Source organism: Plantibacter flavus (genome assembly GCF_900177615.1).
GTDB classification, from domain to species: domain Bacteria; phylum Actinomycetota; class Actinomycetes; order Actinomycetales; family Microbacteriaceae; genus Plantibacter; species Plantibacter flavus.
Genome location: NZ_FXAP01000005.1, coordinates 237,525 through 259,779, shown reverse-complemented (window position 1 = coordinate 259,779; position 22,255 = coordinate 237,525). Strand labels below are relative to the sequence as shown.

Here is a 22,255-nt window from a genome sequence, read left to right as displayed (position 1 = left end):
GAGACCGTGACGTCGTCAGAGGCGGGGGACCGAGGCGAGCAGCTGGGTCGTGTACGGGTGCGAGGGTCGACTGAGGACCTTGGTGACCGGGCCCTCCTCGACGATCGCCCCGTCGCGCATGACGACGACCCGGTCGCAGAGATGCTGCACCACGCCGATGTCGTGCGAGACGAGCACGATCGCGAGCCCGAGCTCCTGCCGCAGCCCGCCGAGCAACTCGAGGATCTGCGCGCGGACGGTGACGTCGAGCGCGCTGAGCGGTTCGTCGCCGACGAGGAGGCGCGGGCGGTGCACGATCGCGCGCGAGAGGGCGATGCGCTGGCGCTGACCACCGGAGAACTCGTGCGGGAAGCGCTCGGCCGCGTCGGCGTCGAGACCGACGAGCCGGAGGACCGCGCGGACCTTGGAACGGTGGTCGCCCTCGATCCCGAGCGCCGAGAGCGGCTCGGCGACGATCCGCCCGACGCTCATGCGCGGGTCGAGCGATGCGTACGGGTCCTGGAACACCACACCCGTCTGTCGACGGAACCAGTGCAGACTCCTGGCGCTCGCCGCAGCGCTGACGGGACGGCCGTCGAACTCGACCGTGCCGGAGCTCGGGGTGTCGAGCGCGAGCAGGAGGCGGACGAGCGTCGACTTGCCCGACCCCGACTCACCGATGATGCCGACGGCCTCACCGGGCGCGACGACGAGGTCGCTCGGGTGGAGCGCGACGGTGCGGCTCGGGCGCTGGAAGAGCGACTCCCGAGGGTTGGTGTAGACCCGTCCGAGCCCCTGGGCGTGGAGCAGCGGCTCAGTCATCGTCCTCGCCCTTCCAGCTCATGGTCTTCGCGGCGGCCAACAGCCGCTGCGTCACGGGCGACACCGGCGTCGACAGCAGCTGGGCCACCGGCCCGGCCTCGACGACCTTCCCCTGCGCGAGCACCACGGCGTCACTGGCGATCCGGGAGAGGACCGCGAGGTCGTGGGTGATGAAGACGAGGGACGCCCCGGTCTCGCTCACGAGACGTTCGAAGAGGCCGAGGATCTCCGACTGGATGGTGACGTCGAGCGCTGTGGTCGGCTCGTCCGCGATGAGCAGGGAGGGTCCGCAGGCGAGGGCGATGGCGGCCGCGACCCGCTGTCGTTGTCCGCCCGACAGTTGGTGCGGGTACCGCCGGACGATGCGCTCAGGATCGGGCAGACGGACCCGCGCGGCGAGTTCGATGGCCCGGTCGAGCGCTTCCCGTTTCGACAGCCCCTCGTGGATGCGCAGCGGCTCGCCGATCTGCCGTCCGATGGTGCGGATCGGGTTGAGTGCCGTCCGAGGCTCCTGGAACACGATCCCGATCTCACGCCCGCGGATCCGCGCGAGTTCGCGGTCGTCGCGGCCGAGGAGCTCCTCGCCCTGCCAGCGGATGCTGCCGCTCACCGAGGCGCCGTCGGGGAGCAGTCCGAGGATCGCCAGCGCCGTCAGCGACTTCCCGGATCCGGACTCGCCGATGAGGCCGAACCGTGCGCCCGCCGGCACGCTGAAGCTCACGCCGTCGACGACCCGGCGACCGCCGAGCGTGACGACGAGGTCCTGGACGTCGAGACTCATGCGGTCACCCCCTGGGGCGAGGTGGGGGTCGACGCGGGTCCTCGGCGACCGAGGGTCGGATCGGTCGCGTCCCGCAGGGCGTCTCCGAGGAGGTTGAGGGCGAGGACGGTGATGGTGATGGCGAGCCCCGGCCACAGCACCGACAGCGGGTGCACGGCGAGGTAGGTCTGCAGCTCACTGAGCATCCGACCCCACGACGGGACGCTGGAGGGGGCGCCGTAGCCGAGGTACGACAGGCCCGCCTCGGCGAGCACCGCGACCGCCATCGACCACGACAGCTGGACGATGAACACCGGTGCGACGTTCGGCAGGAGATGCCGCGTCAGGTTCCTCACCGGTCCGAGACCGGCGGCCTTGCCGGCGAGCACGTACTCGCTGTGCGAGACCCGGCGGATCTCGGGGCGGGTCACCCGGGCGATGTTCACGCCGAAGCTGATGCCCACCGCCCAGACGACGACCCACAGCGATCCGCCGAAGACCGAGGCGATCATCATGGCGATGAGGAGGGTCGGGAACGCGATGAGGATGTCGATCAGCACCGCGACCGTCTCCCGGACCCAGCGCCGCGTGAGCGAACCGAGGGCGGCGAGGGCGACCCCGATGACCGTCGAGACGACTGCGGACCCGATCGCGACGGCCACGGTCACCCGCGCACCGACGAGCAGCAGGCTGAAGATGTCGCGTCCGACCTCGTCCGTGCCGAGCAGATGGGCCGGCGACGGAGCCAGCCACTTCGCGAACGGATCGGTGAGCTGGGGGTCGTACGGCGTCCAGAGGAAGGAGACGCCGGCGCTCAGGAGGAGCAGGGTGACCACGACGAGCCCGAACACGCCGGCCGGGCCGGACACGAGGGTGCGGAGTCCGCCTGATGCCGCGCGCCGACGCGGGTGATCCTGAGGGGCGGTCATGTGGTCCGCTCCCGTTCTCGGAGTCGGGGGTCTGCGAGACGGTGGACGACGTCCACGACGGCACCGATCACGAGGACCACCCCGGTGAGGACGAGGAGCTCGCCCTGCACCTTCACGAGGTCGCGGTTGCCGACGTCGGCGACGAGCATGCGCCCGATGCCGGGCAGCGTGAAGAGCTGTTCGATGATGACGCTGCCGACGATGAGCCCGGCGATCTGGAGCCCGAGCACGGTGACGACCGAGAGCGCCACGTTCGGCAGCCCGTGGCGGATGAGCGCCTGCGAACGGGTCAGCCCCTTCGCCGCCGCCGTCCTGACGTAGTCCTGGCCGATCGCGTCGAGGGCGGCGGAACGGACGAAGCGCAGCAGGACCGCGCCCTCGACGACGCCGATCGTGAGTGCCGGGAGGAGGAGGGCGCGGATCGCCGCCAGCGGATCGTTCCAGCCCGCGCGCGGGAAGCCCTGCGCCGGGAGCCAACCGAGCACGACGGCGAAGAGGAGCACGAGCATCATGCCGGCCCAGACGACCGGGACGGCGGCGAGCCCCTGCGACGCGAAGGAGATGACGACGCCCGTCGCGCGGGTGCGTCGGACGGCCGCCAGCACCCCGAGCGGCACACTGAACGCGAGGGCGATGACGAGGGCCATGATGCCGAGCGGGACGGTCACCTGCGCCTTCTGGGCGAGTTCGCTGGCGACGGGGGTGCCCGTGATGAGCGAGTTCCCGAGATCGCCGCGGAGCAACCCGCCGATCCAGTCGAGGTACTGCAGGAGGACGGGCTGGCCGAGTCCCAACTGTTCACGGATCGCGGCGACCGCTTCGGGTGTCGCGTCCGTTCCTGCGATGACCTGGGCGACGTCGCCCGGGAGCACCCTGATGGTGAAGAAGATCAGGGCGCTCGCGGCGAGGAGCCCGACGAGGAGGAGTACCAGCCTCGTCAGGATGAACCGGGTCACCCGGTCACGGCGACCTTCGCCAGGTTGATGCGCGAGTTGACCGAGTCCACGGGGAAGCCGGTCACGCCGTCGCGCACCACCGTGAGGGTGATCGCGGTGTAGAGCCAGTCGGCGGCGTTGTCCTTGGACACGAGGTACGCCGCCTCCTTGAGCTTCTGGGCTGCGACGGCCGGATCGGTCGCCGCTACGGATTCAGCATAGAGCGACTGGACCTGCGCGTTGTCGTAGCCGAAGTAGTAGTTCGGGTTCGCCCAGTTCTGGAAGTCGCGTGCCTCGACGTGGTTCACGTAGCTGAGGTCGTAGTCCTTGTTCGTGTAGACGTCGTTGAGCCAGGTCGGGAACTCGACGCTCTTGACCGTGAGGGTGACACCGATGGCCTTGAACTCGGACACCAGGACGTTGGCCACCGAGGTGCCGTAGAAGCTCGGGATCGTGAGCGTCAGGGACAGGTTCTCCTGGCCGGCCTGGGCGAGGAGCGCCTTCGCCTGGTCGGGGTCGTACTTCACGAGCTCGCTGAGGTTCTCGTAGCCCGGGTCGAGCTCGGGGATCGGTCCGTACTGCTCGACCGCGGCGCCGCCGACGGCCTCGACGATCGCGGCGTGGTCGATGGCGGAGCGGAGCGCCTGCCGGACGAGGGGGTCGTTCAGGGGAGCGCGCTGGTTGTTGAAGGCGAGGGTGTACTTGTCGGTCGTCTTGCCTTCGGTGATGCTGAACCCGTCGGCGCGGGTGATCTGGTCCTTGAGGTTCGCGTCGAGCGCCGTCTGCACGTCGAGTTCGCCGGCGAGGGTGGCGTTGACGGCGGAGGAGGCGTCGGGGATGTAGCTGAAGACGACCTCCTTGACCTTCGGAGCGTCGCCCCAGTACTTCGCGTTCCGGTCGAAGGTGATGCTGTCGCCCTGCTTCCAGGTCTTCAGGGTGAACGGCCCGGTGCCGTTGGCGGTCGTCGACAGGTCGTTGGTGGCGCCCGACTCCAGCACGAGTCCTGCGCGTCCGGTCAGGGTCCACAACAGGTTGGAGTCGGGCGAGGTGAGCTGCAACTGCACGGTCGAGTCGTCGACGGCCGTGATCGAGGCGACCTTCTGGAGCGCCACGTTGTCGACGAACGTCGGGTCCTGCTGCACCTGGGTGATGGAGTCGACGACGTCGGCCGCGGTCAGGGCTGCGCCGTCGTGGAAGGTCACGCCGTCGCGGAGGACGAAGGTGTAGGTGAGACCGTCGGCGCTGATGTCGTGGCTCTTGGCGAGCGTGTCGACGATCTGGTTGTCCTCGGTGCGGGACACGAGGCCCTGGTAGACGTTGTCGATGAGGATCTGGTCGAGCGCGGCGCCCGAGGTGGTGCGGATGTTGAGGTCGGAGGGCTCCAGGACGAGACCGACCCGCAGGGTCGCGTCGGCGTCGGGCGTCGGCGTCGTGGCCGGGCCTGCGCAGCCGGTGAGGACGAGGGCGGCGCCGGTGACCGCGATCGCGGCGGTGAGGAGCTGACGACGCAGCTGACGATGACGCATGGAGGTCCTTTCGGGGATGCTGGAGTGGCCGGCATCTGGAGACGCACAACCGGTTCCGGGCAGCGGGCATTCCCGCCTGGGCCGCGCGAATACTGGACCGCGTCCGGAAAGCCGCATCGCTGGGGCTCCAGCGAGCGTACCCAGTCGACGTGTGTGGTGCCAGCCACGGTGTCAGGGGGCGTCACAGAGTGATCGGATCGTGATGTGCCCCGCAGCCTTGGAAGACCCTGCGCAGGGGATCGAAGTGAGCTTAGGCTCGCCTATACTGATCGCGTGAGTTATTTCGAGGATCCGGCGGAGTTCGCCGTCGCGGACGCACGGCACGTGCTGCTCGCGGGCGACGAGTCGTCGGTCGGCGAGCTTGCCGAAGTGCTCGCACTGCTCCCCATCTGTGCCCGTGGTCAGGTGTTCGTCGAGGTCGACGACGCCGCGTCGATCACCACGCTCGACTCGCCGGGACGCGTCGTCGTGACGTGGCTCGTCCGCGCAGCGCGTTCGGGGGAACCCGGAACGGGCAGCCGGTGTGCACGCGGTCAGGCCGTCGCGCGAGCGACCCGGGCCTGGGCGAGCGAGATGCTCGACGTCGACGGACACGACGCGGCCGACTACCACGTGTGGATCGGCGGCGAGACGGAGCACCTGACGGGTCTCCGGAACGACCTCAGGATGACCCTGGCGAGCATCGGCGCGCGTCAGCGATCGAGTTCGGTCGAGCGCGCATCGCACTGACACGACCTCGCACCGGCACGGCATCGCGCGGACGCCGCGACGCTCGTCAGCGGCGCTTCGGCAGGTAGCCACCCGCTTCGAGACCGGCTTCGATCTCGAACCGGTTCCGGAGCGGATCACGACCGGCGATCGCGTACATCAGCGGGAAGAGCATGCCGTACCGCTGCCACTGCCGCTTGTGAACCGCCTCGTGTTCGAGCACCCGGGTCGACACGTTCCGGTCGGTGAGGTACACCCCGCCGACGCACGAGCCACCTCGGCCGAACGTCCACGACGGCATCCCGCGGAAGACGATCATCCCGCCCCGCCGTTCGACCGGACCGGTGCTCCAGAGTGCGCCCCAGACGAGCCCGGTGAGCGTGGCGTACCAGTACCCGATCCGGCTGAGCGGTGAGTCGAGCCACGGGCCGCCGGAACGACGGCTCCGCGGCTCATCGACGTCGCCGGGACGCGTCACGCACCGCTCCGGTAGGTTTCGAGGAGTCGCAGCCAGATCTCGCTCATCGTCGGGTAGGACGGCACCGCGTGCCAGAGGCGGTGCAGCGGCACCTCACCCACGACGGCGATCGTCGCCGCGTGGACGAGTTCGGCGACGTCCTGACCCACGAAGGTCATCCCGATGATCACGCCGCGCTCCTCGTCGACGACCATCCTCGCCTGCCCGGTGTAGCCGTCGGCGTGGAGGCTCGAGCCCGCGATGCCACCGAGGTCGTAGTCGACCACCCGGTGGTCGATCCCCGCCGCCTCGGCCTGCGCGGCCGTGAGTCCGACGGCGGCGACCTCCGGTTCGGAGAAGACGACCTGCGGCACGGCACGGTGGTCGGCGGTCGCCGCGTGGTCGCTCCACGGGCTGGTGTCGACGTCCGCGCCGTTCGCCCGTGCCGCGATGACCGCTCCCGCGGCGCGTGCCTGGTACTTGCCCTGGTGCGTCAGGAGAGCCCGGTGGTTGACGTCGCCGACGGCGTACAGCCAATCGCTGCCGTGAGCGAGGAGCTGATCGTCGACCTCGATCCAAACACCCGGTTCCAGGCCGAGGGTCTCGAGCCCGAGGTCGTCCGTCCGTGGCGTCCGGCCGGTGGCCACGACGAGTTCCGCCGTCGTCACCGCGTCCCGGTCGTCGAACTCGAGCGTGACGGCACCGTCGGCGGCCCGGGAGACGGCGGTGGGGGAGGCGTGCACGATCGTCACGCCGAGCTCACGCAGGGAGGACTCGACGAGCTCGCCGGCGAACGGCTCGGTGTTGCCGAGCAGGCCACTGCGGGCGACGAGCGTGACGTCGACCCCGAGTGAGCGGTAGGCCGTCGCGAGCTCGACGGCGACGACGCCGCCACCGAGGAAGGCGACGGACGCTGGCAGGGTCTGGACGCCCGTGGCCTCGCGGCTCGTCCACGGCTCCACCGCCGACAGCCCTGGGATGTCGGGCAGGAGCGCGGCGGATCCGGTGCAGACCGCGACGGCGTGCGTCGCCGTGAGTACGGTCGTCGAGCCGTCGGCGGCGGTCACGGTGACCTCGCGCTCGCCGGTCAGCCGACCGTGCCCCCGCACCAGCTCGATACCGGCGCCCTCGAGCCACTCGACCTGGCCGTCGTCCGACCAGTCGCTCGTGAACGAGTCCCGTCGCGCGAGGACCTTGAGCGGGTCGAGCGCGGTGTCCTCGGGGATGGCTCCACCCGTGCGCTTGGCGGCACGCAGGGCGGCGCCCGATCGGATGAGGGCCTTGGACGGCATGCAGGCCCAGTAGGAGCACTCACCGCCGACCAGTTCGCTCTCGACGATGACGACGCTCAGACCGCTCTGGTGGGCGTAGTCGGCGACGTTCTCGCCGACGGGTCCGGCTCCGATGACGACGAGATCGACGGTACGGCTCATGGGGTGACTCCTGTCGGGTTGGTGCTGTCGGGTTTCGGTTCGCGACTGATCGCGCCGATGATGCGGAGGATGGTGCCGAGGTCGTCGGCTGCGGCGTCGGGGGAGCCGGGGGAGAAGCCCGTGACCCCGGCCCCGGCGAAGCCGAAGCGGGCGCGGAGGGCGGTGATGCAGTCGAGCAGGGTGCCGAGTTCGAGACCGAAGGGGACGGCCGAGCTGACACCGGCGATGACGGCGGGGTCGAGGACGTCGACGTCCACGTGCAGGTAGACGCGGTCGGCGCCCGTCGTCTCGACGGCCGCGACCACCTCGGCGGCGCTCGTCATCACCGAGGAGACCATGGGGATGCCACGCTCCTCGACATGGGCGAGTTCACCGTCGTCGAGGTCGCGCACCCCCACGAGGACGAGCCGGGCGGGATCGAGCGGGGCCTCGGGCAGCAGCATCGCGGCGCCTTCGCCGGTCAGTGCCCGGGCGACCATGCCGCTGAACGACCCGGACGGCGAGCTGAGCGGGGTGTTGAGGTCGCCGTGGGCGTCGAACCAGACGACGGCGATGCCGGGGTCGCGTCGGAGGGCCTCACCGACCGACGCGAGTTCGACGCCGCAGTCCCCACCGATGGTGATGACGGGCTCGTCGATCCCGACGAGCGCCTGACGTTGGAGTTCCGCGGTCGTCACGAGGGAACTGGCGCGCCGGATGTCGGTGTCGAGGGCCTCGCCCGCCTCGGTCGGCACGTGCACGAGTGTCGTGGCCGCCGTGGGCAGGTCGCCACGGATCGCCTCGGCTCCATCGATCAACTGCATGGCCCTGGACGAGCCGGAGCCCTGCCACTGGGGGACGACGACGAACTTCGTCATGCGGTGCCTTCCTGGAGATGGTGCGAGGGGGCGAGGGCGACGGGCCCTCGGGAGGTCCCGAGGGCCCGTCGGATCGGCACTACTGGCCGGCGTTCGGCGTGTACTCGGGGCCGGAGGACTCGATCGCGGGTGACGTGGAACCGCCGCCCTTCAGCGCGGCGAGGCGGGCCTCGACCTCGGTCAGCTCACCGAGGTCCTCGAGGTCGTTGAACTGCGCGTCGAGGCTCGATGCGGCGAGCTCCTGCTGGCCGAGCACCTTCGCCTCCTCGCGGCGGATCTTGTCCTCGTAGCGGCTCAGGTCGCTCGTCGGGTCCATGATGTCGATGCTGCCGACCGCGTCCGCGACCTTGCGCTGCGCCTCGGCGGTCTTGGCCCGGGCGACGAGCTCGCTGCGCTTCGTCTTCAGCTGCTCGAGCTTCGTCTTCATGCCGTTGAGGCCGTTCTTCAGCTGCTCGACGACCTTCGTCTGCGAGGCCAGCTGCGGCTCGGCCTGCTTGGCCTCGTTCTCGGCGCCGATCTGGCGCTGGAGCGCGATCTTCGCGAGGTTGTCGAACTTGTCGGCGTCCGCGGCGTTACCCGCCTGACGGTACTCGTCGGCCTTGCGGCTCGCGGCCAGCGCCTTGGTGCCCCACTCGGAGGCCGCCTCGACGTCCTGCTGGTGGTCCTGTTCGAGGAGCCGGAGGTTGCCGATCGTCTCGGCGATCGCGCTCTCGGCGTCGGCGATCGAGTTGGTGTAGTCCCGGACCATCTGGTCGAGCATCTTCTGCGGGTCCTCGGCGGAGTCGAGCAGCGCGTTGATGTTGGCCTTGGTCAGCTGGGCGATGCGTCCGAAGATGGACTGCTTCTCTGCCATGGTGTGGTTCCTCTCTCGTGTCCTGCTGGGTCGTGTCGGTCGGAGTCTGGTGATGATGTGGGTGGTGCAGCGGATCAGAAGCGACCGCCGCCGCGTCGGGAACGGGTGCCGCCGCCACCGAAGCTGCCGGCGCTGCGTGAACGGCCGGAGCCGCCGCCGAACATGCCGCCGCTCGATCCGCCGCCGCCGAACATGCCGCCGCCGGAACGGGACCCGCCGCCGCCGAGGACGGAGTTGATCAGGATGCCGCCGAGGACGGCACCGAGCATCCCGTTGCCACCGTGCTGACCCTGGCCGCCACCGAACATCCCCTCGAGTCCGCCCGCCGACTGGCTCTGGAACTGCCCGAGGTCGGCCTGGGCGAGCTGCACCGCCTGACTCGCGAGCGAGTTGGCACGCTGGGCGAGGGAGAGCGCCTGCGTCGGGTCGTTGGCGGCGAGGCCCTGGGCCTGCACGAGGGTGCGGCCGGCCTCGGCGAGGCGCGTCCGGGCCTCCGGGCCGACGGCTCCACGCCGCGAGACGATGAAGTCCTCCGCAGCCGACACCTGCGCGCCCGCCGTCTGCAGGGTCTGTCCGAGGGCGGCTGCGGCGCGTTGTCGCTGCTCCGCCGCGGTGCGCACCCCCTTTAGCGCGCCGTCGATCTGCGTGTTCGCCGCATCCAGGCGGGCGAGGAGGGCGATCGGGTTGTTCGGTGCGCCGAGCGCGCCGCGAACCTGGGAGACCGTCGCGGTGGTGCTCGCGACCGCCGCGGCGAGGGTGCCGGTCGGATCCGGTTGGCCGCCAGCCGCGGCGACGTCCCCGTCCAACTCGGCCAGTCGGGCGGCGAGGTGCTGCTCGGCGGTCGTCAGGTCGGCCTGCAGCCGCTTCACGGCCCCGGTGAGCTGGGTGGCCTGGTCGAGCGCTTCCTCGGCGGCTCGGATGCCGACGGCGGCCTCGCCCGAGTCTCCGGCGGCGAGTCGTGCAGCTGCGTCGGAGATCGCCGCGGTGGCGAAGGCGAGTCGCTCGGTCGCCTGCGCCGGGTTGTCGATCACGGTGATGAGCGCATCGGGGCTGTAACGCTGCTGCAGGGCGTGCACCGCGTCTTGCGCGGCCGTCACCGTCGGTCCGGCCGCAGCCGCCCTGGCTCGCAGCTCCTCGACCGCGGCGGGTGCGTTCTTCTCGAGCGCGCGGAGCTCGTCGAATGAGGCGGCTTGTTCGTCGAGCACGTGGTTCGCGTGCTCGCAGAGCCGGATGATCTGGAGGTTCCAGTCGCGCTGTTGCTGCTCCGTGTCCGGCTCGGCGTCGTCGAGCCGCTGCTTGAGTGCGAAGGCCTGCGAGAGGTCGTCCTTCGCTCCGGCGAGGGCGGCGGTGAACGCCGCCGTGGCCTGTTCGCCGTAGGAGGCGGTCGCGAAGCCGAGCTCCTCCTCGCTCGTCCGGACGGCGTCGTCGGTCTGGACGAGCGCACTGCCGGCGAGTCGTTCGAGCTCGGGGATCGGGGCGATGGTCAGCGGGTCGGCCGGTGCCCCCTGCTGGCCCGCGGTCACGGCGCTGCCGCCGTTCGCACCGCGGCGCCGGCGGAGGAAGACGACCAGGAGGACGACGGCCACGACGGCGACGACCACGATCAGCAGGATGGTCAGCCACCCGGCCGAGCCCCCTGAGCCGCCACCGGTGCCTCCGATCGACCCGCCGCCGACGGCGGCACCCAGGCCTTCGGCGGCAGCGACGCCGGCCCCGGCCCAGTTCTCGTCACGCAGCTGCGGCAGGATGCGCTGCTGCTCGATCTCGGTCAGCTGATCGCCGCTCACCGGTCCGCTGGAGTCGCCGGAGAGGTAGTAGGCGCGGTCCTCGGTCGCCACGGCCAGCAGGTACTGGTTCGGTCCGAGGTTGTTGTCCTTGGCGGTCTGGTTCGCCCAGGACTCGGCATCGCTCGGGTCGGTGAAGGTCGGCACATAGACCACCCAGAGGTCGACGCCGTGATCCGCGGCCAAGTCGTCGACGGCCGTCGTGACCTCGGTGACCTCGCCGCTGCTGAGGACGCCCGCGCTGTCGCTCACGCGCCCGGCCCCGAGCTGCACCGGGCTCTCCGCCCAGGCGGCGGTGGTCCCCGCTCCGAGGAGCACGGCCACGCAGAACGCCCAGATCGATACCGCCCAGCGAACCCGCATCGGCCACCTCGTCACTCGTTCGGACCCTGGAGCCCCACCCCGCGGCTCGGTTCCGAGTCTAGGTCCGGGCCCTCGACATCTCTACAGCGGGCTCCCAGTGAGCGCACCGAACCAGAGCTGTGCTATACGGCGGTGACGGGACGTGGCCGACACCGACCGCGACGCTGTCACCGACCGTGACGGACTCTGTTACCGACCGTGACGCGGCCACTCGCGCGAGGGCATCCGCCCGGCGAGACTGGTCGAGTCACATCACGGAACCCCTGGAAGGAGCATCATGCAAGGACACGTCTCACCCATGCTGGCGCTCGTCGAGGTCACCAGGTTCCGTGAGGACGACCAGGCATACCACGAGTACGTGCAGATCCTCGTCGGACGGACCATCGCCGCCGCCGAACGGGCCGGCTGGCGCGTGACCCGGTTGGCCGCGCACGACCTCGGGACAGATGCGCTCCTCGCCTCGACCGACGGGGCCTCCGCCGTCGTCATCATGGGCGGAGCCGACATCGATCCCGCCCAGTACGGCGGAACCACCGGCTACCGCGCCGAGGGGCAGCACTTCCCCGAGGCCGACCGCGCCCAGCTGGCGGTCGCCCGTCGCGCCGCCGAGCGGGGCACACCGCTGCTCGGGATCTGCCGCGGTCACCAGATCATCAACGTCGCCCTCGGCGGGACGCTCGTGCAGGACCTCGGTGAGCACAGCGCCCACCGCAACGAGGGTGTCCCGGTCGATGAGAGCATGACCCCGCACGAGGTCGAGCTCGACGCCTCGAGTGCCCTCGCGTTCCGACTCGGTGCCCGTCACCTCCAGGTGCAGAGCGCCCACCACCAGTCGGTCGGCGAGCTCGGCGAGGGTCTGCGTGCCGTCGCCTGGGCCTCCGACGGCACCGTCGAGGCGATCGAGCACCGCACCCTGCCGATCACCGGCGTGCAGTGGCACCCGGAGGACCCCGGCACCGTGGACGACCAGCTCGGGCTCCTGCTCGGCGGTCTCGCCCGCGAGGCCGAGCGCGCCGCAGCCTAGTCGGGGTGTGTCTCCGCACCGGGCGGCTTCCCCTGCCAGGAGGCCCTCCACTGCAGACGACCCACCGCTCGACCTGTCCCCAACTCAGGACGGCGTCGGCGTGTCGAGCCTGGATCGCGGCGTGTCGGCCGCGCCACGCCGAGGCCGTCCTGAGAAAGGTCGGAGGGTTGGTTAGCGTTGACGGGTGTTCGAAGACAGGTACGGTCAGGACGTCCTCGCGGGGGACTGGCGGAAGAAGAACCGCGTGGTGGCCCGTGAGGTCGAGGCGGTGACCGACCTCGTGGTCGAGGAACTCGGCGGCTTCTGCGGCGCGATCACGCGCGTCGAGGCGAAGACGGTCGAGCTCGAGGACTACCGCGGCAAACGGCGCGTGTTCCCCATGGGGGCAGGGTTCCTCCTCGAGGGTGAGCCCGTCGTCCTCGTCGTGCCGAAGCGTGCACCGACCGGGCGGGCGCGCACCGCCTCCGGGTCCTTCGCCGTGGAGACGACCGCTCGGGTGGCTCGCGCGAGCCGGATCTTCGTCGAGGGCCGCCACGATGCGGAACTCGTCGAGCGGGTCTGGGGCGACGACCTGCGCGTGGAGGGCGTCGTCGTCGAATACCTCGCGGGCGTCGACCACCTCGACGCCGCGCTCGCCGAGTTCCGGCCGGGCCCAGACCGCCGTGTCGGCGTCCTCGTGGACCATCTGGTCCCCGGCTCCAAGGAGCAGCGGATCGCCGACGCCGTCATGGCCGGACCGAACGGCCGGAACGTCCTCATCGTCGGGCACCCGTACGTCGACGTCTGGCAGGCCGTGAAGCCCGCCAGGGTCGGCCTGCGCGAGTGGCCGACCATCCCTCGCTCCATCGAGTGGAAGAAGGGCATCTGCCAGGCGTTCGGCTGGCCGCACGACTCGCAGGCCGACATCGCCCGTGCCTGGAAGCGCATCCTCGGTCAGGTCCGGACCTTCAACGACCTCGAGCCGGAGCTCCTCGGTCGCGTCGAGCAGCTCATCGACTTCGTCACCGTCGACTGACCCGTTCGTCGGTTGCACCAGCGCGGTGCGCTGACGTCACCGCGAGGCGCAGCCGCGAGCGCGCCCCTCCGGAGGCCCGCGCTCGCGTGCCCAGGCCGCGCCCGCGCCGATTCGGGAGGGTTCGCGTCAGCGCACCGCGCTGACGGAAGGGTTCGGCGGGCAGAGACTCGCGCTCGCGTCAGCGCACCGCGCTGACGACCTCACCATCGACGGCGACCGCTGCCGCTAGGAGGCGACCTGACGCAGGGCGTCCTCGAGGACGGACACCGCGTCGCGGAGGAGCTCGTCGGACATGACCGCGCTCGGGAGGAGTCGCAGCACCGAGTCCCAGGAACCGGCGTCGAGCACGAGCACACCCTGGGCGATCGCCGCGTCGATGACGGTCTGCAGTGCCGTGGGGTGCGGCTGCTTCGTGCCGGGGACGACCAACTCGACGCCGGCCATGGCACCGATGATCCGGACCTCGCCGACGATGTCGAAGCGCTCGGCCCAGTCACCGATGAGCGATCGCAGGGTCGCCTCCACCCGACGGGCCTCGCCCAACAGGTCCTCGCGCTCGATGACCTCGAACGTCGCGAGCGCGGCCGCCGTGGACACCGGGTTGCCGCCGAAGGTGCCGCCGATGCCACCGGGCTGGACGGCGTCCATGATCTCGGCACGCCCGGTCACGGCCGACAGCGGGAAGCCGCCGGCGATGCCCTTGGCACTCGTGATGAGATCGGGCACGACGCCGTGGTGCTCGATCGAGTACCAGGCACCCGTGCGTCCGATGCCGGCCTGGATCTCGTCGGCGACGAACACGATCCCGTTCTCGGTGCACCACTCGCTGATGCGCGCAAAGTAGCCGGGCGCGGGGATGACGATGCCGCCGTCGCCGAGGACCGGTTCGGCGAAGAACGCGGCGACCTCACTCGCACCGATGTGCCGCTCGATGTAGTCGATCGTCACCTCGGCAGCCGCCGGTCCGTCGAGTCCGTCGCGGAAGGGGTAGGAGAGCGGGACACTGTAGATCTCGCCGGGGAACGGACCGAACCCGAGGCGCTCGGGCGCCGACCGGTAGGTCATCGCCATCGTCAGGTTCGTGCGTCCGTGGAAGGCGTGGTCGAGGGCGACGATCGCGCGACGTCCGGTGTACTTCTTCGCGATCTTCACCGCGTTCTCGACGGCCTCGGCACCGGAGTTCAGGAGGATCGAGCGCTTCTCGAAGTCGCCCGGCGTGATCTCGGACAGCTTCTCCGCGACGCGCAGGTAGTTCTCGTACGGCGTCACGGTGAAGAGCGTGTGCGTGAGCTTCGTCGCCTGCTCGGCTGCTGCCGCGGCGACATCGGGGTTGGCGTGTCCGATGGTCGTCACACCGATGCCCGTTCCGAGGTCGATGATGTGGTTGCCGTCGACGTCCACGAGGATGCCGCCGGAACCGTGGTCCATCCACACCGGCGCGAGGTTGCCGGCACCGCGTGACACCGCCCGGCGGCGCCGTTCCGTGAGGGCGAGCGATCGGGGGCCGGGGATGGCGGTCACGAGCTGGCGTTCCTGGGGCACGGAGTAGTCGATGGTCATGCAGGCCATGGTAGGCGCGCGCCCTCCGAGGACGCCGGGGGCTGACGGAGCGTCGCCGACGATTCCACGACATCTGGCGGTTGACTGGTGTTCACCAACCGTCCATGCGCGCTGCCTACCGTTGGCGGCGCTGAACAGCCGGACGACAGGGGATCGCGTATGGACGCCGACACCAGCACCGCCCTCCTCATCGAGCGGCAGCCCGCGCTGCTCGGTGGCGTGCGCGCACCGGCCGAACGCACCCTGCTCGACGTCCTCCGTGACGTCGCCGCGTCGCACCCCGAGGCCTCGGCGATCGAGGACGCGGAGGGGGCGCTCAGCTACCGCGAGCTCGTCCTCAGCGCCGAGCGGGTCGCGGCCGGGCTGTTCGCCGCCGGGGTCCGGCGCGGTGACCGGGTCGGTGTCCGGATCGCCTCGGGCACCCGCGACCTCTACCTCGGGATCCTCGGGATCCTGTTCACCGGAGCGGCCTACGTGCCCGTCGACGCCGACGACCCGGAGGAGCGGGCACGACTCGTGTTCGGTGAGGCGGCCGTCGTCGGCGTCCTGGTCGACGGCGGTGTCTTCGAGCGTTCGCGCCGAAGCACGGAGGACCCGGCCGATGACGGCGCCGATCCCGACCGGGTGCAACTCGCGACGGGCGCGGCACCCCACCCGGGCACCCGGGCGATCCCGGTCCTCGAACCACCGCGACTCGACGACGACTCCTGGATCATCTTCACCTCCGGATCGACGGGCACGCCGAAGGGCGTCGCCGTCTCGCACCGCTCTGCTGCCGCGTTCGTCGATGCCGAGGCGCGGATCTTCCTCCAGACGGAACCCCTCGGCCCCGGTGATCGTGTGTTGGCCGGCCTGTCCGTCGCCTTCGATGCATCCTGCGAGGAGATGTGGCTCGCCTGGGGACACGGCGCGTGCCTGGTCCCGGCGCCGCGCTCGCTCGTCCGCAGCGGCATGGACCTCGGACCCTGGCTCACCGCGAAGGGCATCACCGTGGTGTCGACGGTGCCCACGCTGGCGGCGATGTGGCCCGCCGAATCCCTCGAGAACATCCGCATGCTCATCTTCGGCGGCGAGGCCTGCCCGCCGGAGCTCGCCGCCCGGCTGGCCGTGGACGGCCGCGAGGTCTGGAACACCTACGGACCAACCGAAGCCACCGTCGTCGCCTGCGCCGCGCTGCTGACCGGCGAGCAGCCCGTGCGGATCGGACTGCCGCTCGACGGGTGGGACCTCGCCGTGGTCGACGCCGAGGGCATCCCGGTCGAGGAGGGCGGCGTCGGCGAGCTCATCATCGGCGGCGTCGGACTCGCCCGGTACCTCGACCCCGCGAAGGACGCCGAACGGTATGCGCCCATGCCGAGCATCGGGTGGTCGCGGGCGTACCGGAGCGGCGACCTCGTCCGCTACGAGGCCGCAGGACTCGTGTTCCAGGGGCGCGCGGACGACCAGGTGAAGATCGGCGGCCGACGCGTGGAACTCGGGGAGATCGAGGCCGCCCTGCAGGCGCTGCCGGGCGTCTCGGGTGCGGCAGCAGCCGTCCAGCGCACCGCCGCCGGGAACGCCGTCCTCGTGGGGTACCTCGCGGTGCCCGACCGCGACGGGTTCTCCGTCGAGCGGGCGCTCGACACCCTCCGTGAGCAGCTCCCGGCACCGCTCGTCCCGCTCCTCGCGGTCGTCGGCGAGCTGCCCACCCGCACCTCCGGCAAGGTCGACCGGGCCGCGCTGCCGTGGCCGCTGGACGCCGCCGACGGGGAGGACGCCTCGACCCTGTCGGGCACCGCCGCGTGGCTCGCCGAGCAGTGGACGGCCGTCCTCGGTGTCCGGGTCACAGCCGAGAGCGACAACTTCTTCAGCCTGGGCGGCGGGAGCCTGGCAGCCGCGCAGCTCGTCTCGCTCATCCGCACCCGGGACGCCGAGTTCACGGTCGCCGACATCTACGGCCACCCCCGACTCGGCGCGATGGCCGCCGAACTCGACGGCCGACGCCCCGAGCGTCGCAGTCGGGCGGCCGTCGCGGACCCCGTGCTCCCGACGCCGCTCGCGACTCAGTGGGCACAGACCCTCCTGGGTGTCCCGCTCCTCATCCTCGTCGGACTCCGGTGGCTCGTGTACCTGCTCGCCGGCAGTCGGGTCCTCGGCCTCGTAGCGGATGTCCCGTACCTCCCCATGGTCTCGTGGTGGTGGATCGCCCTCGGCTTCCTCGTGGTCATCACTCCGATCGGACGCATGGCGATCTCCGTGATCGCGGCGAAGCTCCTCCTCGTCGGCGTCCGCCCGGGCGACTACCCGCGCGGCGGCTCGGTCCATGTGCGACTCTGGCTCGCCGAACGCGTCGCCGACACGGTCGGCGCGGTGAGTCTCGCCGGAGCCCCCTGGATCTCGAGCTACGCCAGGGCGCTCGGCGCGAAGATCGGTGCCGACGCGGACCTCCACAGCGTGCCGCCGGTCACCGGGTTCCTCACCGTCGGGGCGCGCGCATCGATCGAGCCCGAGGTCGACCTCCGCGGCTACTGGGTCGACGGCGACACGCTCCGACTGGGCCACGTCCACATCGGCGCCGAGAGCACGGTCGGCGCTCGCAGTACCCTGCTCGCCGGCACCCGGATCGGCAAGCGTGCGGAGATCGCTCCAGGATCGTCGGTCTTCGGCCGCGTCCCCTCCGGACACCTGTGGTCAGGGTCGCCCGCCGTCCGCGTCGGTAAGGCGAAACCGGTGTGGCCGACCGAACGACCCCCGCGCCGCCGACACTGGCTGTTCGCGTACGGCGCGGGATCGGCGCTGCTGTCGGTGCTGCCGTTCCTCGCCTTCGTGCTGGCGGCGGCGGTCGTGGCGGCCGGCGCGTCGGGAGCGACCAGCCTGCTCGAGTTCTCCTGGCGCGCGCTGCTCTGGGTGCCCGTCGCCACCCTCGTGTGGTTCATCGTCCTGGCGATCAGCACGATCGGCCTGGTCCGGCTGCTCGGACTCGGTCTCAGCGAGGGCTACTTCCCGGTGCGCAGTCGGGTCGGTTGGCAGGTGTGGGCAACGGAGCGGCTCCTGGACGCCGCGCGCACCCTCCTCTTCCCCCTGTACGCGAGCCTCTTCACGCCCGTCTGGCTCCGCCTGCTCGGGGCGAAGGTCGGGCGCAACGTGGAGGCGTCGACGGTGCTCCTCCTCCCGCGGATGACGACCGTCGGCGACGGTGCGTTCCTCGCGGACGACACGATGGTGGCCTCCTACGAGCTCGGCGGCGGGTGGATGCGGATCGCCGGTGCGTCCGTCGGCAAGCGCGCCTTCCTCGGCAACTCCGGCATGGCGGGCCCCGGCATGCACGTTCCCAAGAACGGGCTCGTCGCTGTCCTGTCGGCCGCACCGCGGAAGGCCAAGTCCGGCTCGTCCTGGCTCGGGAGCCCACCGATGCGGCTCCGGCGGCAGGTGTCCGACGCCGATCTCGACCGCACCTACGACCCGCCGCTCCGGCTCCGGATCGCCCGTGCACTGTGGGAGCTGTGCCGCATCGTCCCCGTCATGGTGACGACGGGCATCGCGCTCCTGGTGCTCCTCGCCCTCGCTTGGTTCGCCGACACCTGGGGTCTCGGCGTCGCGATCGCCGTCAGCGGAGCCGTGCTCCTGGCCGCCGGCGCGGTCGCGGCGGGGATCACGACCGTCGCCAAGTGGGTGATCGTCGGCCCGATCCGGACAGGGGAGCACCCGCTCTGGTCCTCGTTCATCTGGCGCAACGAGGTGTCCGACACCTTCGTCGAGATGGTCGCGGCGCCGTGGTTCGCGGCACCAGCCACCGGCACCCCCGCCCTCACCTGGTGGTTGCGCTCGCTCGGAGCCCGCATCGGTCGTGGGGTCTGGTGCGAGAGCTACTGGCTTCCGGAGGCCGACCTCGTCCGGCTCGGCGACGGCGCGACGGTCAACCGGGGCTGCGTTGTGCAAACGCACCTGTTCCATGATCGAATCATGAGTATGGATCAGGTCGAACTCGCATCGGGCGCCACGCTCGGGCCGCACAGCGTCATCCTCCCCGGAGCGCGGATCGACGACGACGCGACGGTCGGACCGGCCTCGCTCGTCATGCGCGGAGAACGCGTCCCGGCGGGCACCCGGTGGAGCGGCAACCCGATCGGCCCGTGGCGCGAGGTGACGACGGCGGAGTACCGGGAGCCCCAGGTCGCGTCCTGATGGGGGAGGCTCTCGCCCGTCTGCGGAGCGCAGGCGACCCCTACACGCCCTCCAGCGGGAACCGTGGCTACCGTGTCGTACGGTACGAGCTGGAACTCGACTACGACGTCGACCGCAACGCCCTGTCCGGGACGGCTCGACTCACCGCCGTCGCGACGGAGGAGCTCACGCGCTTCTCGCTCGACCTCGCCGCGCTGCGCGTCACGCGTGTCCAGGTCGACGGGGTCGAGGCGAAGCGGACGCACGGCTCGGGCAAGCTCACGCTGACGCCCCGGAACACCATCGCGGACGGCGCCGAGTTCTCCGTGCTCGTCCGGTACTCGGGTGCGCCCCGTCCTGTGCGGAGCCCCTGGGGCGAGATCGGCTGGGAGGAACTCGAGGACGGGGTGATCGTGGCGTCTCAGCCGTGCGGCGCATCGAGTTGGTTCCCCTGCAACGACCACCCCTCGGACAAGTCGTCCTACCGGATCAGTGTCACGGCATCGTCGGCGTACACGGTCGTCGCCCCCGGAGAGCTGGTGTCGCGGGTCGCCCGCGCGAGCCGGACCACGTGGGTCTACGAGCAGCCCGAACCGATGGCCGCCTACCTCGCGACGGTGCAGATCGGCCGGTACCAGCGGCTCGCCGTCAGCGCTCGGGTCGCGACGAGCACGGTGCCGGTCGTCGCGCACCTGCCGCGCGACCTCACCGCGCGGTTCCGACACGACTTCGCCGACCAGGTCGACATGCTGGCGTGCTTCGAGCGCGCCTTCGGCCCCTACCCCTTCGGCAGCTACGGCGTCGTCGTCACCGACGACGTGCTGGAGATCCCACTCGAGGCGCAGGGGATGAGCGTGTTCGGCCGCAACCACGTCGACGGCGTCAGCGGTTCGGAGCGGTTGATCGCGCACGAGCTCGCCCACCAGTGGTTCGGGAACAGCCTGACGATCGCCGCCTGGCGGGACATCTGGTTGCACGAGGGCTTCGCCTGCTACGCCGAGTGGCTGTGGTCGGAGGAGTCGGGGGCCGAGAGCGCCGACGCCTGTGCCCGGGCGCACTACGCAGCGCTCCGACGGGCACCGCAGGACCTCGTCGTCGGCGATCCGGGCCCAGCGGACATGTTCGACGACCGGGTCTACAAGCGGGGCGCGATCGCCCTGCACGCCGTGCGCCGACTGCTCGGCGACGAGGCGTTCTTCGACCTCCTGCGTGACTGGGTGGCGTCCTTCCGGCACTCGAGCGTGTCGACGGACGACTTCATCCGGACGGCCGATCGACATGCACCGGCACCGGTCGAGCCGCTCCTCGACGCGTGGCTCTTCCAGGAGACGCTCCCGCCCTTCCCCGTCGGCTGAACCGGTCAGCGGAGCAGGAGGGCCGTCGCGACGACGAATCCCGGCGCGGGCTCCGGGTGGTCGATGACGAAGCGGTGACCCGCGGTCTCGGAGACGTGTGGTGTGGCACCCGGCCCGAGGTCGATCGTCGCGGGATCGGTCGTGAGGCCCGTACCGAGAGCCTTCGTCACGGCCTCCTTCGCCGTCCAACGCTCGGCGAGCGCCCGGAGGCGTCGTCGGTCCGGGAGCCGCTGCCACTGCTCCCGTTCCGCGGGGGTGAGGGCGACGTCCTCGACCCCGGCGAACCGGGCCGCGTCGAGCCGTTCGACGTCGACACCGACAGGGTGCTCGATCGACACCGCCACGGCGGAGGCGTCGGCGGTGTGGGAGACGCTCACCTGGACGGTCCGGTCTCCGAAGCGCACCCGTGGTCGTCCGTGCGCGCGAGCGCAGTCCGGGCAGAACGCCGTGACCTCGATCCGCTCGGGGTCGGTGCCGATCGTCTCCGCGACGGTGCGCACGAGCAGTGCGCGACCGAACAGGAACCGACGGGCCGCGGTCGCGGACGAGGTGTCGAGGCGGTCACGGGCGGACGGGTCCAGCCGGGCGGCCGTGCCGGCGAGGTCGAGCTCAGCGGCGCCGGCCCAGCGCAGGAAGCGGACCGTCGGCCGCGGGAGGGGATCGGCTCGGTGCATGGCCCCCGCGTCCCGGAGTCGGAGCGATGCGAAGCAGGACCTCGCGAGATGGTGATGGTGCCCTCGACTGGATTCGAACCAGCGACTTCTTCCTCCGGAGGGAAGCGCTCTTCCGCTGAGCTACGAAGGCGGAACGTGTCCAAGCTACCAGAGTCGGGACCCACGCCGGTACCGGAGGCGTGCGGGTTTCGCGTCGCCCGTCGCGTGGAACAATGAGGTCATGCAGCGCACCCTGACCGCGTCGCTCGATCTGCGGGTGCACGATCGAGCCGACCTCATCTTCTCCATCGCTGCAGCCGGCGGCACCCCGCTGGCGAGCGAGCGACTGCAGGTGCACTCCTCGGACGGCCCGTGCGCCGTCACCGAGATCGTGGGTCCGGACGACACACGACTCCACCGGGTCATCGCCGAGCCCGGCCGGTTGCAGGTCGACTACGAGGCGGTGGTCGTCGGGCAGGCCGTGCCGCGTCCCGTGGACACCTTGGAGACCGTGACCTACCTCCGTCCCAGCCGGTACTGCGAGTCGGACGCGCTGTTCTCGCTCGCGCGCTCCGAGCTCGGCTACCTCCTCGAGCACCGTCGCCTGCACGAGGACGGCACGGTGTCCGGCGGTCTGCAGGTGCTGCCATGGGTGGCAGCGTGGGTCGGGCGACACCTCTCCTACGTCTCCGGCTCCACGACCGTGTCGGACAGTGCGGTGTCGACTCTGGCCGCGGGGCGTGGCGTGTGCCGGGACTTCGCGCACTTGACCATCGCGATGCTGCGGGCGCTCGACATCCCGGCCCGGTACGCCGCGGTCTACGCCCCGGGTCTCGTCCCCATGGACTTCCACGCGGTCGCCGAGGGCTTCGTCGACGGCGCCTGGCACGTGGTCGACGCGACGGGCCTGGCACCGCGCCAGTCGCTCGTCCGCATCGCCACCGGACGCGACGCCGCGGACGTGGCCTGGTTGAGCAACCATCACGGCAACGTGACCGTCGAGGACATGCGGATCGACGCCCTGATCGACGTCCTGCCCGCCGACGACCCGGTGCAGGCGGTCGTGCTCGCCTGACGGTCGCCCCCGAGGACCACCGTG

At 71.1% G+C, this 22,255-nt stretch carries 18 protein-coding genes and 1 tRNA gene; 6 read left to right on the top strand and 13 right to left on the bottom strand.

Features of this window, described 5'->3' with window-relative positions; genetic code table 11:
* Positions 1-15: 15 nt before the first annotated feature.
* The 5 genes from B9Y95_RS15965 to B9Y95_RS15945 are packed head-to-tail and all read right to left on the bottom strand — an operon-like array spanning position 16 to position 4,951.
* Positions 16-801 carry an ABC transporter ATP-binding protein gene (locus B9Y95_RS15965; protein WP_085513305.1) on the bottom strand — a complete coding sequence of 262 codons (786 nt, stop codon included), beginning with the start codon at positions 799-801 and terminating at the stop codon, positions 16-18.
* A complete protein-coding gene (locus B9Y95_RS15960; protein ID WP_085513303.1) occupies positions 794-1,582 on the bottom strand; it encodes an ABC transporter ATP-binding protein in 789 nt (262 codons plus the stop codon). The genes B9Y95_RS15965 and B9Y95_RS15960 overlap by 8 nt, the downstream gene beginning before the upstream one ends.
* A complete protein-coding gene (locus B9Y95_RS15955; protein ID WP_085513301.1) occupies positions 1,579-2,490 on the bottom strand; it encodes an ABC transporter permease in 912 nt (303 codons plus the stop codon). Before B9Y95_RS15955 ends, B9Y95_RS15960 begins: the two co-directional genes overlap by 4 nt.
* Entirely contained in the window at positions 2,487-3,446 is a 960-nt protein-coding gene (locus B9Y95_RS15950) for an ABC transporter permease (protein WP_079707217.1), read from the bottom strand. The genes B9Y95_RS15955 and B9Y95_RS15950 overlap by 4 nt, the downstream gene beginning before the upstream one ends.
* Positions 3,443-4,951 carry an ABC transporter substrate-binding protein gene (locus B9Y95_RS15945; RefSeq protein WP_085513298.1) on the bottom strand — a complete coding sequence of 503 codons (1,509 nt, stop codon included), beginning with the start codon at positions 4,949-4,951 and terminating at the stop codon, positions 3,443-3,445. The genes B9Y95_RS15950 and B9Y95_RS15945 overlap by 4 nt, the downstream gene beginning before the upstream one ends.
* Positions 4,952-5,224: 273 nt before the next feature.
* Here B9Y95_RS15945 and B9Y95_RS15940 point away from each other — a divergent pair, with 273 nt between their 5' ends.
* Entirely contained in the window at positions 5,225-5,680 is a 456-nt protein-coding gene (locus B9Y95_RS15940) for an SIP domain-containing protein (RefSeq protein ID WP_159453431.1), read from the top strand.
* A 46-nt stretch (positions 5,681-5,726) separates the two neighbouring features.
* On the opposite strand, the gene B9Y95_RS15935 is transcribed toward B9Y95_RS15940, so the two are convergent.
* The 5 genes from B9Y95_RS15935 to B9Y95_RS15915 all read right to left on the bottom strand — a co-directional run bounded on the left by B9Y95_RS15935 (position 5,727) and on the right by B9Y95_RS15915 (position 11,406).
* Complete coding sequence (locus B9Y95_RS15935) at positions 5,727-6,137, bottom strand: hypothetical protein (RefSeq protein ID WP_064295281.1); 411 nt, start codon at positions 6,135-6,137, stop codon at positions 5,727-5,729.
* Positions 6,134-7,549, bottom strand: coding sequence for a dihydrolipoyl dehydrogenase family protein (locus B9Y95_RS15930; RefSeq protein WP_085513293.1), 1,416 nt, complete (start codon positions 7,547-7,549; stop codon positions 6,134-6,136). Before B9Y95_RS15930 ends, B9Y95_RS15935 begins: the two co-directional genes overlap by 4 nt.
* Entirely contained in the window at positions 7,546-8,406 is an 861-nt protein-coding gene (locus B9Y95_RS15925) for an arginase family protein (RefSeq protein WP_085513290.1), read from the bottom strand. The genes B9Y95_RS15930 and B9Y95_RS15925 overlap by 4 nt, the downstream gene beginning before the upstream one ends.
* A gap of 79 nt (positions 8,407-8,485) precedes the next feature.
* Complete coding sequence (locus B9Y95_RS15920; RefSeq protein ID WP_085513287.1) at positions 8,486-9,259, bottom strand: PspA/IM30 family protein; 774 nt, start codon at positions 9,257-9,259, stop codon at positions 8,486-8,488.
* A gap of 74 nt (positions 9,260-9,333) precedes the next feature.
* On the bottom strand, positions 9,334-11,406 hold the full coding sequence (locus B9Y95_RS15915) for a TPM domain-containing protein (protein WP_085513284.1): 2,073 nt from the start codon (positions 11,404-11,406) through the stop codon (positions 9,334-9,336).
* A gap of 277 nt (positions 11,407-11,683) precedes the next feature.
* Between B9Y95_RS15915 and B9Y95_RS15910 the strand changes: the two genes are divergently transcribed.
* Both B9Y95_RS15910 and B9Y95_RS15905 read left to right on the top strand, forming a co-directional pair.
* On the top strand, positions 11,684-12,430 hold the full coding sequence (locus B9Y95_RS15910; protein WP_085513282.1) for a gamma-glutamyl-gamma-aminobutyrate hydrolase family protein: 747 nt from the start codon (positions 11,684-11,686) through the stop codon (positions 12,428-12,430).
* A 184-nt stretch (positions 12,431-12,614) separates the two neighbouring features.
* A complete protein-coding gene (locus B9Y95_RS15905) occupies positions 12,615-13,445 on the top strand; it encodes a DUF3097 domain-containing protein (RefSeq protein WP_071262446.1) in 831 nt (276 codons plus the stop codon).
* 225 nt (positions 13,446-13,670) lie between these two features.
* Here B9Y95_RS15905 and B9Y95_RS15900 read toward each other — a convergent pair whose 3' ends face one another.
* Positions 13,671-15,005 carry an aminotransferase class III-fold pyridoxal phosphate-dependent enzyme gene (locus B9Y95_RS15900; RefSeq protein ID WP_412458834.1) on the bottom strand — a complete coding sequence of 445 codons (1,335 nt, stop codon included), beginning with the start codon at positions 15,003-15,005 and terminating at the stop codon, positions 13,671-13,673.
* 159 nt (positions 15,006-15,164) lie between these two features.
* On the opposite strand from B9Y95_RS15900, the gene B9Y95_RS15895 reads away from it, so the two are divergent.
* Positions 15,165-19,169, top strand: a complete 4,005-nt coding sequence (locus B9Y95_RS15895; RefSeq protein ID WP_085513277.1) for a Pls/PosA family non-ribosomal peptide synthetase — start codon at positions 15,165-15,167, stop codon at positions 19,167-19,169.
* On the top strand, positions 19,169-20,503 hold the full coding sequence (locus B9Y95_RS15890; protein ID WP_085513274.1) for a M1 family metallopeptidase: 1,335 nt from the start codon (positions 19,169-19,171) through the stop codon (positions 20,501-20,503). The genes B9Y95_RS15895 and B9Y95_RS15890 overlap by 1 nt, the downstream gene beginning before the upstream one ends.
* 5 nt (positions 20,504-20,508) lie before the next feature.
* Here B9Y95_RS15890 and B9Y95_RS15885 read toward each other — a convergent pair whose 3' ends face one another.
* Positions 20,509-21,177: a 4'-phosphopantetheinyl transferase family protein gene (locus B9Y95_RS15885; RefSeq protein ID WP_085513272.1), complete on the bottom strand. Its 669-nt coding sequence runs from the start codon at positions 21,175-21,177 to the stop codon at positions 20,509-20,511.
* 55 nt (positions 21,178-21,232) lie between these two features.
* Positions 21,233-21,307 (bottom strand) — tRNA-Arg (locus tag B9Y95_RS15880).
* Positions 21,308-21,397: 90 nt separating this feature from the next.
* On the opposite strand from B9Y95_RS15880, the gene B9Y95_RS15875 reads away from it, so the two are divergent.
* Positions 21,398-22,231, top strand: a complete 834-nt coding sequence (locus B9Y95_RS15875) for a transglutaminase-like domain-containing protein (RefSeq protein ID WP_085513270.1) — start codon at positions 21,398-21,400, stop codon at positions 22,229-22,231.
* Positions 22,232-22,255 lie beyond the last annotated feature (24 nt).

What these genes read in the sequence shown, in the direction of transcription:
- B9Y95_RS15915 (WP_085513284.1), bottom strand. Translation starts at nt 11,406, where the DNA reads ATGCGGGTTCGCTGGGCGGTATCGATCTGGGCGTTCTGCGTGGCCGTG.
- B9Y95_RS15920 (WP_085513287.1), bottom strand. Translation starts at nt 9,259, where the DNA reads ATGGCAGAGAAGCAGTCCATCTTCGGACGCATCGCCCAGCTGACCAAG.
- B9Y95_RS15945 (WP_085513298.1), bottom strand. Translation starts at nt 4,951, where the DNA reads ATGCGTCATCGTCAGCTGCGTCGTCAGCTCCTCACCGCCGCGATCGCG.
- B9Y95_RS15875 (WP_085513270.1), top strand. Translation starts at nt 21,398, where the DNA reads ATGCAGCGCACCCTGACCGCGTCGCTCGATCTGCGGGTGCACGATCGA.
- B9Y95_RS15890 (WP_085513274.1), top strand. Translation starts at nt 19,169, where the DNA reads ATGGGGGAGGCTCTCGCCCGTCTGCGGAGCGCAGGCGACCCCTACACG.
- B9Y95_RS15965 (WP_085513305.1), bottom strand. Translation starts at nt 801, where the DNA reads ATGACTGAGCCGCTGCTCCACGCCCAGGGGCTCGGACGGGTCTACACC.
- B9Y95_RS15960 (WP_085513303.1), bottom strand. Translation starts at nt 1,582, where the DNA reads ATGAGTCTCGACGTCCAGGACCTCGTCGTCACGCTCGGCGGTCGCCGG.
- B9Y95_RS15930 (WP_085513293.1), bottom strand. Translation starts at nt 7,549, where the DNA reads ATGAGCCGTACCGTCGATCTCGTCGTCATCGGAGCCGGACCCGTCGGC.
- B9Y95_RS15955 (WP_085513301.1), bottom strand. Translation starts at nt 2,490, where the DNA reads ATGACCGCCCCTCAGGATCACCCGCGTCGGCGCGCGGCATCAGGCGGA.
- B9Y95_RS15885 (WP_085513272.1), bottom strand. Translation starts at nt 21,177, where the DNA reads ATGCACCGAGCCGATCCCCTCCCGCGGCCGACGGTCCGCTTCCTGCGC.
- B9Y95_RS15925 (WP_085513290.1), bottom strand. Translation starts at nt 8,406, where the DNA reads ATGACGAAGTTCGTCGTCGTCCCCCAGTGGCAGGGCTCCGGCTCGTCC.
- B9Y95_RS15910 (WP_085513282.1), top strand. Translation starts at nt 11,684, where the DNA reads ATGCAAGGACACGTCTCACCCATGCTGGCGCTCGTCGAGGTCACCAGG.
- B9Y95_RS15900 (WP_412458834.1), bottom strand. Translation starts at nt 15,005, where the DNA reads ATGACCATCGACTACTCCGTGCCCCAGGAACGCCAGCTCGTGACCGCC.
- B9Y95_RS15895 (WP_085513277.1), top strand. Translation starts at nt 15,165, where the DNA reads ATGGACGCCGACACCAGCACCGCCCTCCTCATCGAGCGGCAGCCCGCG.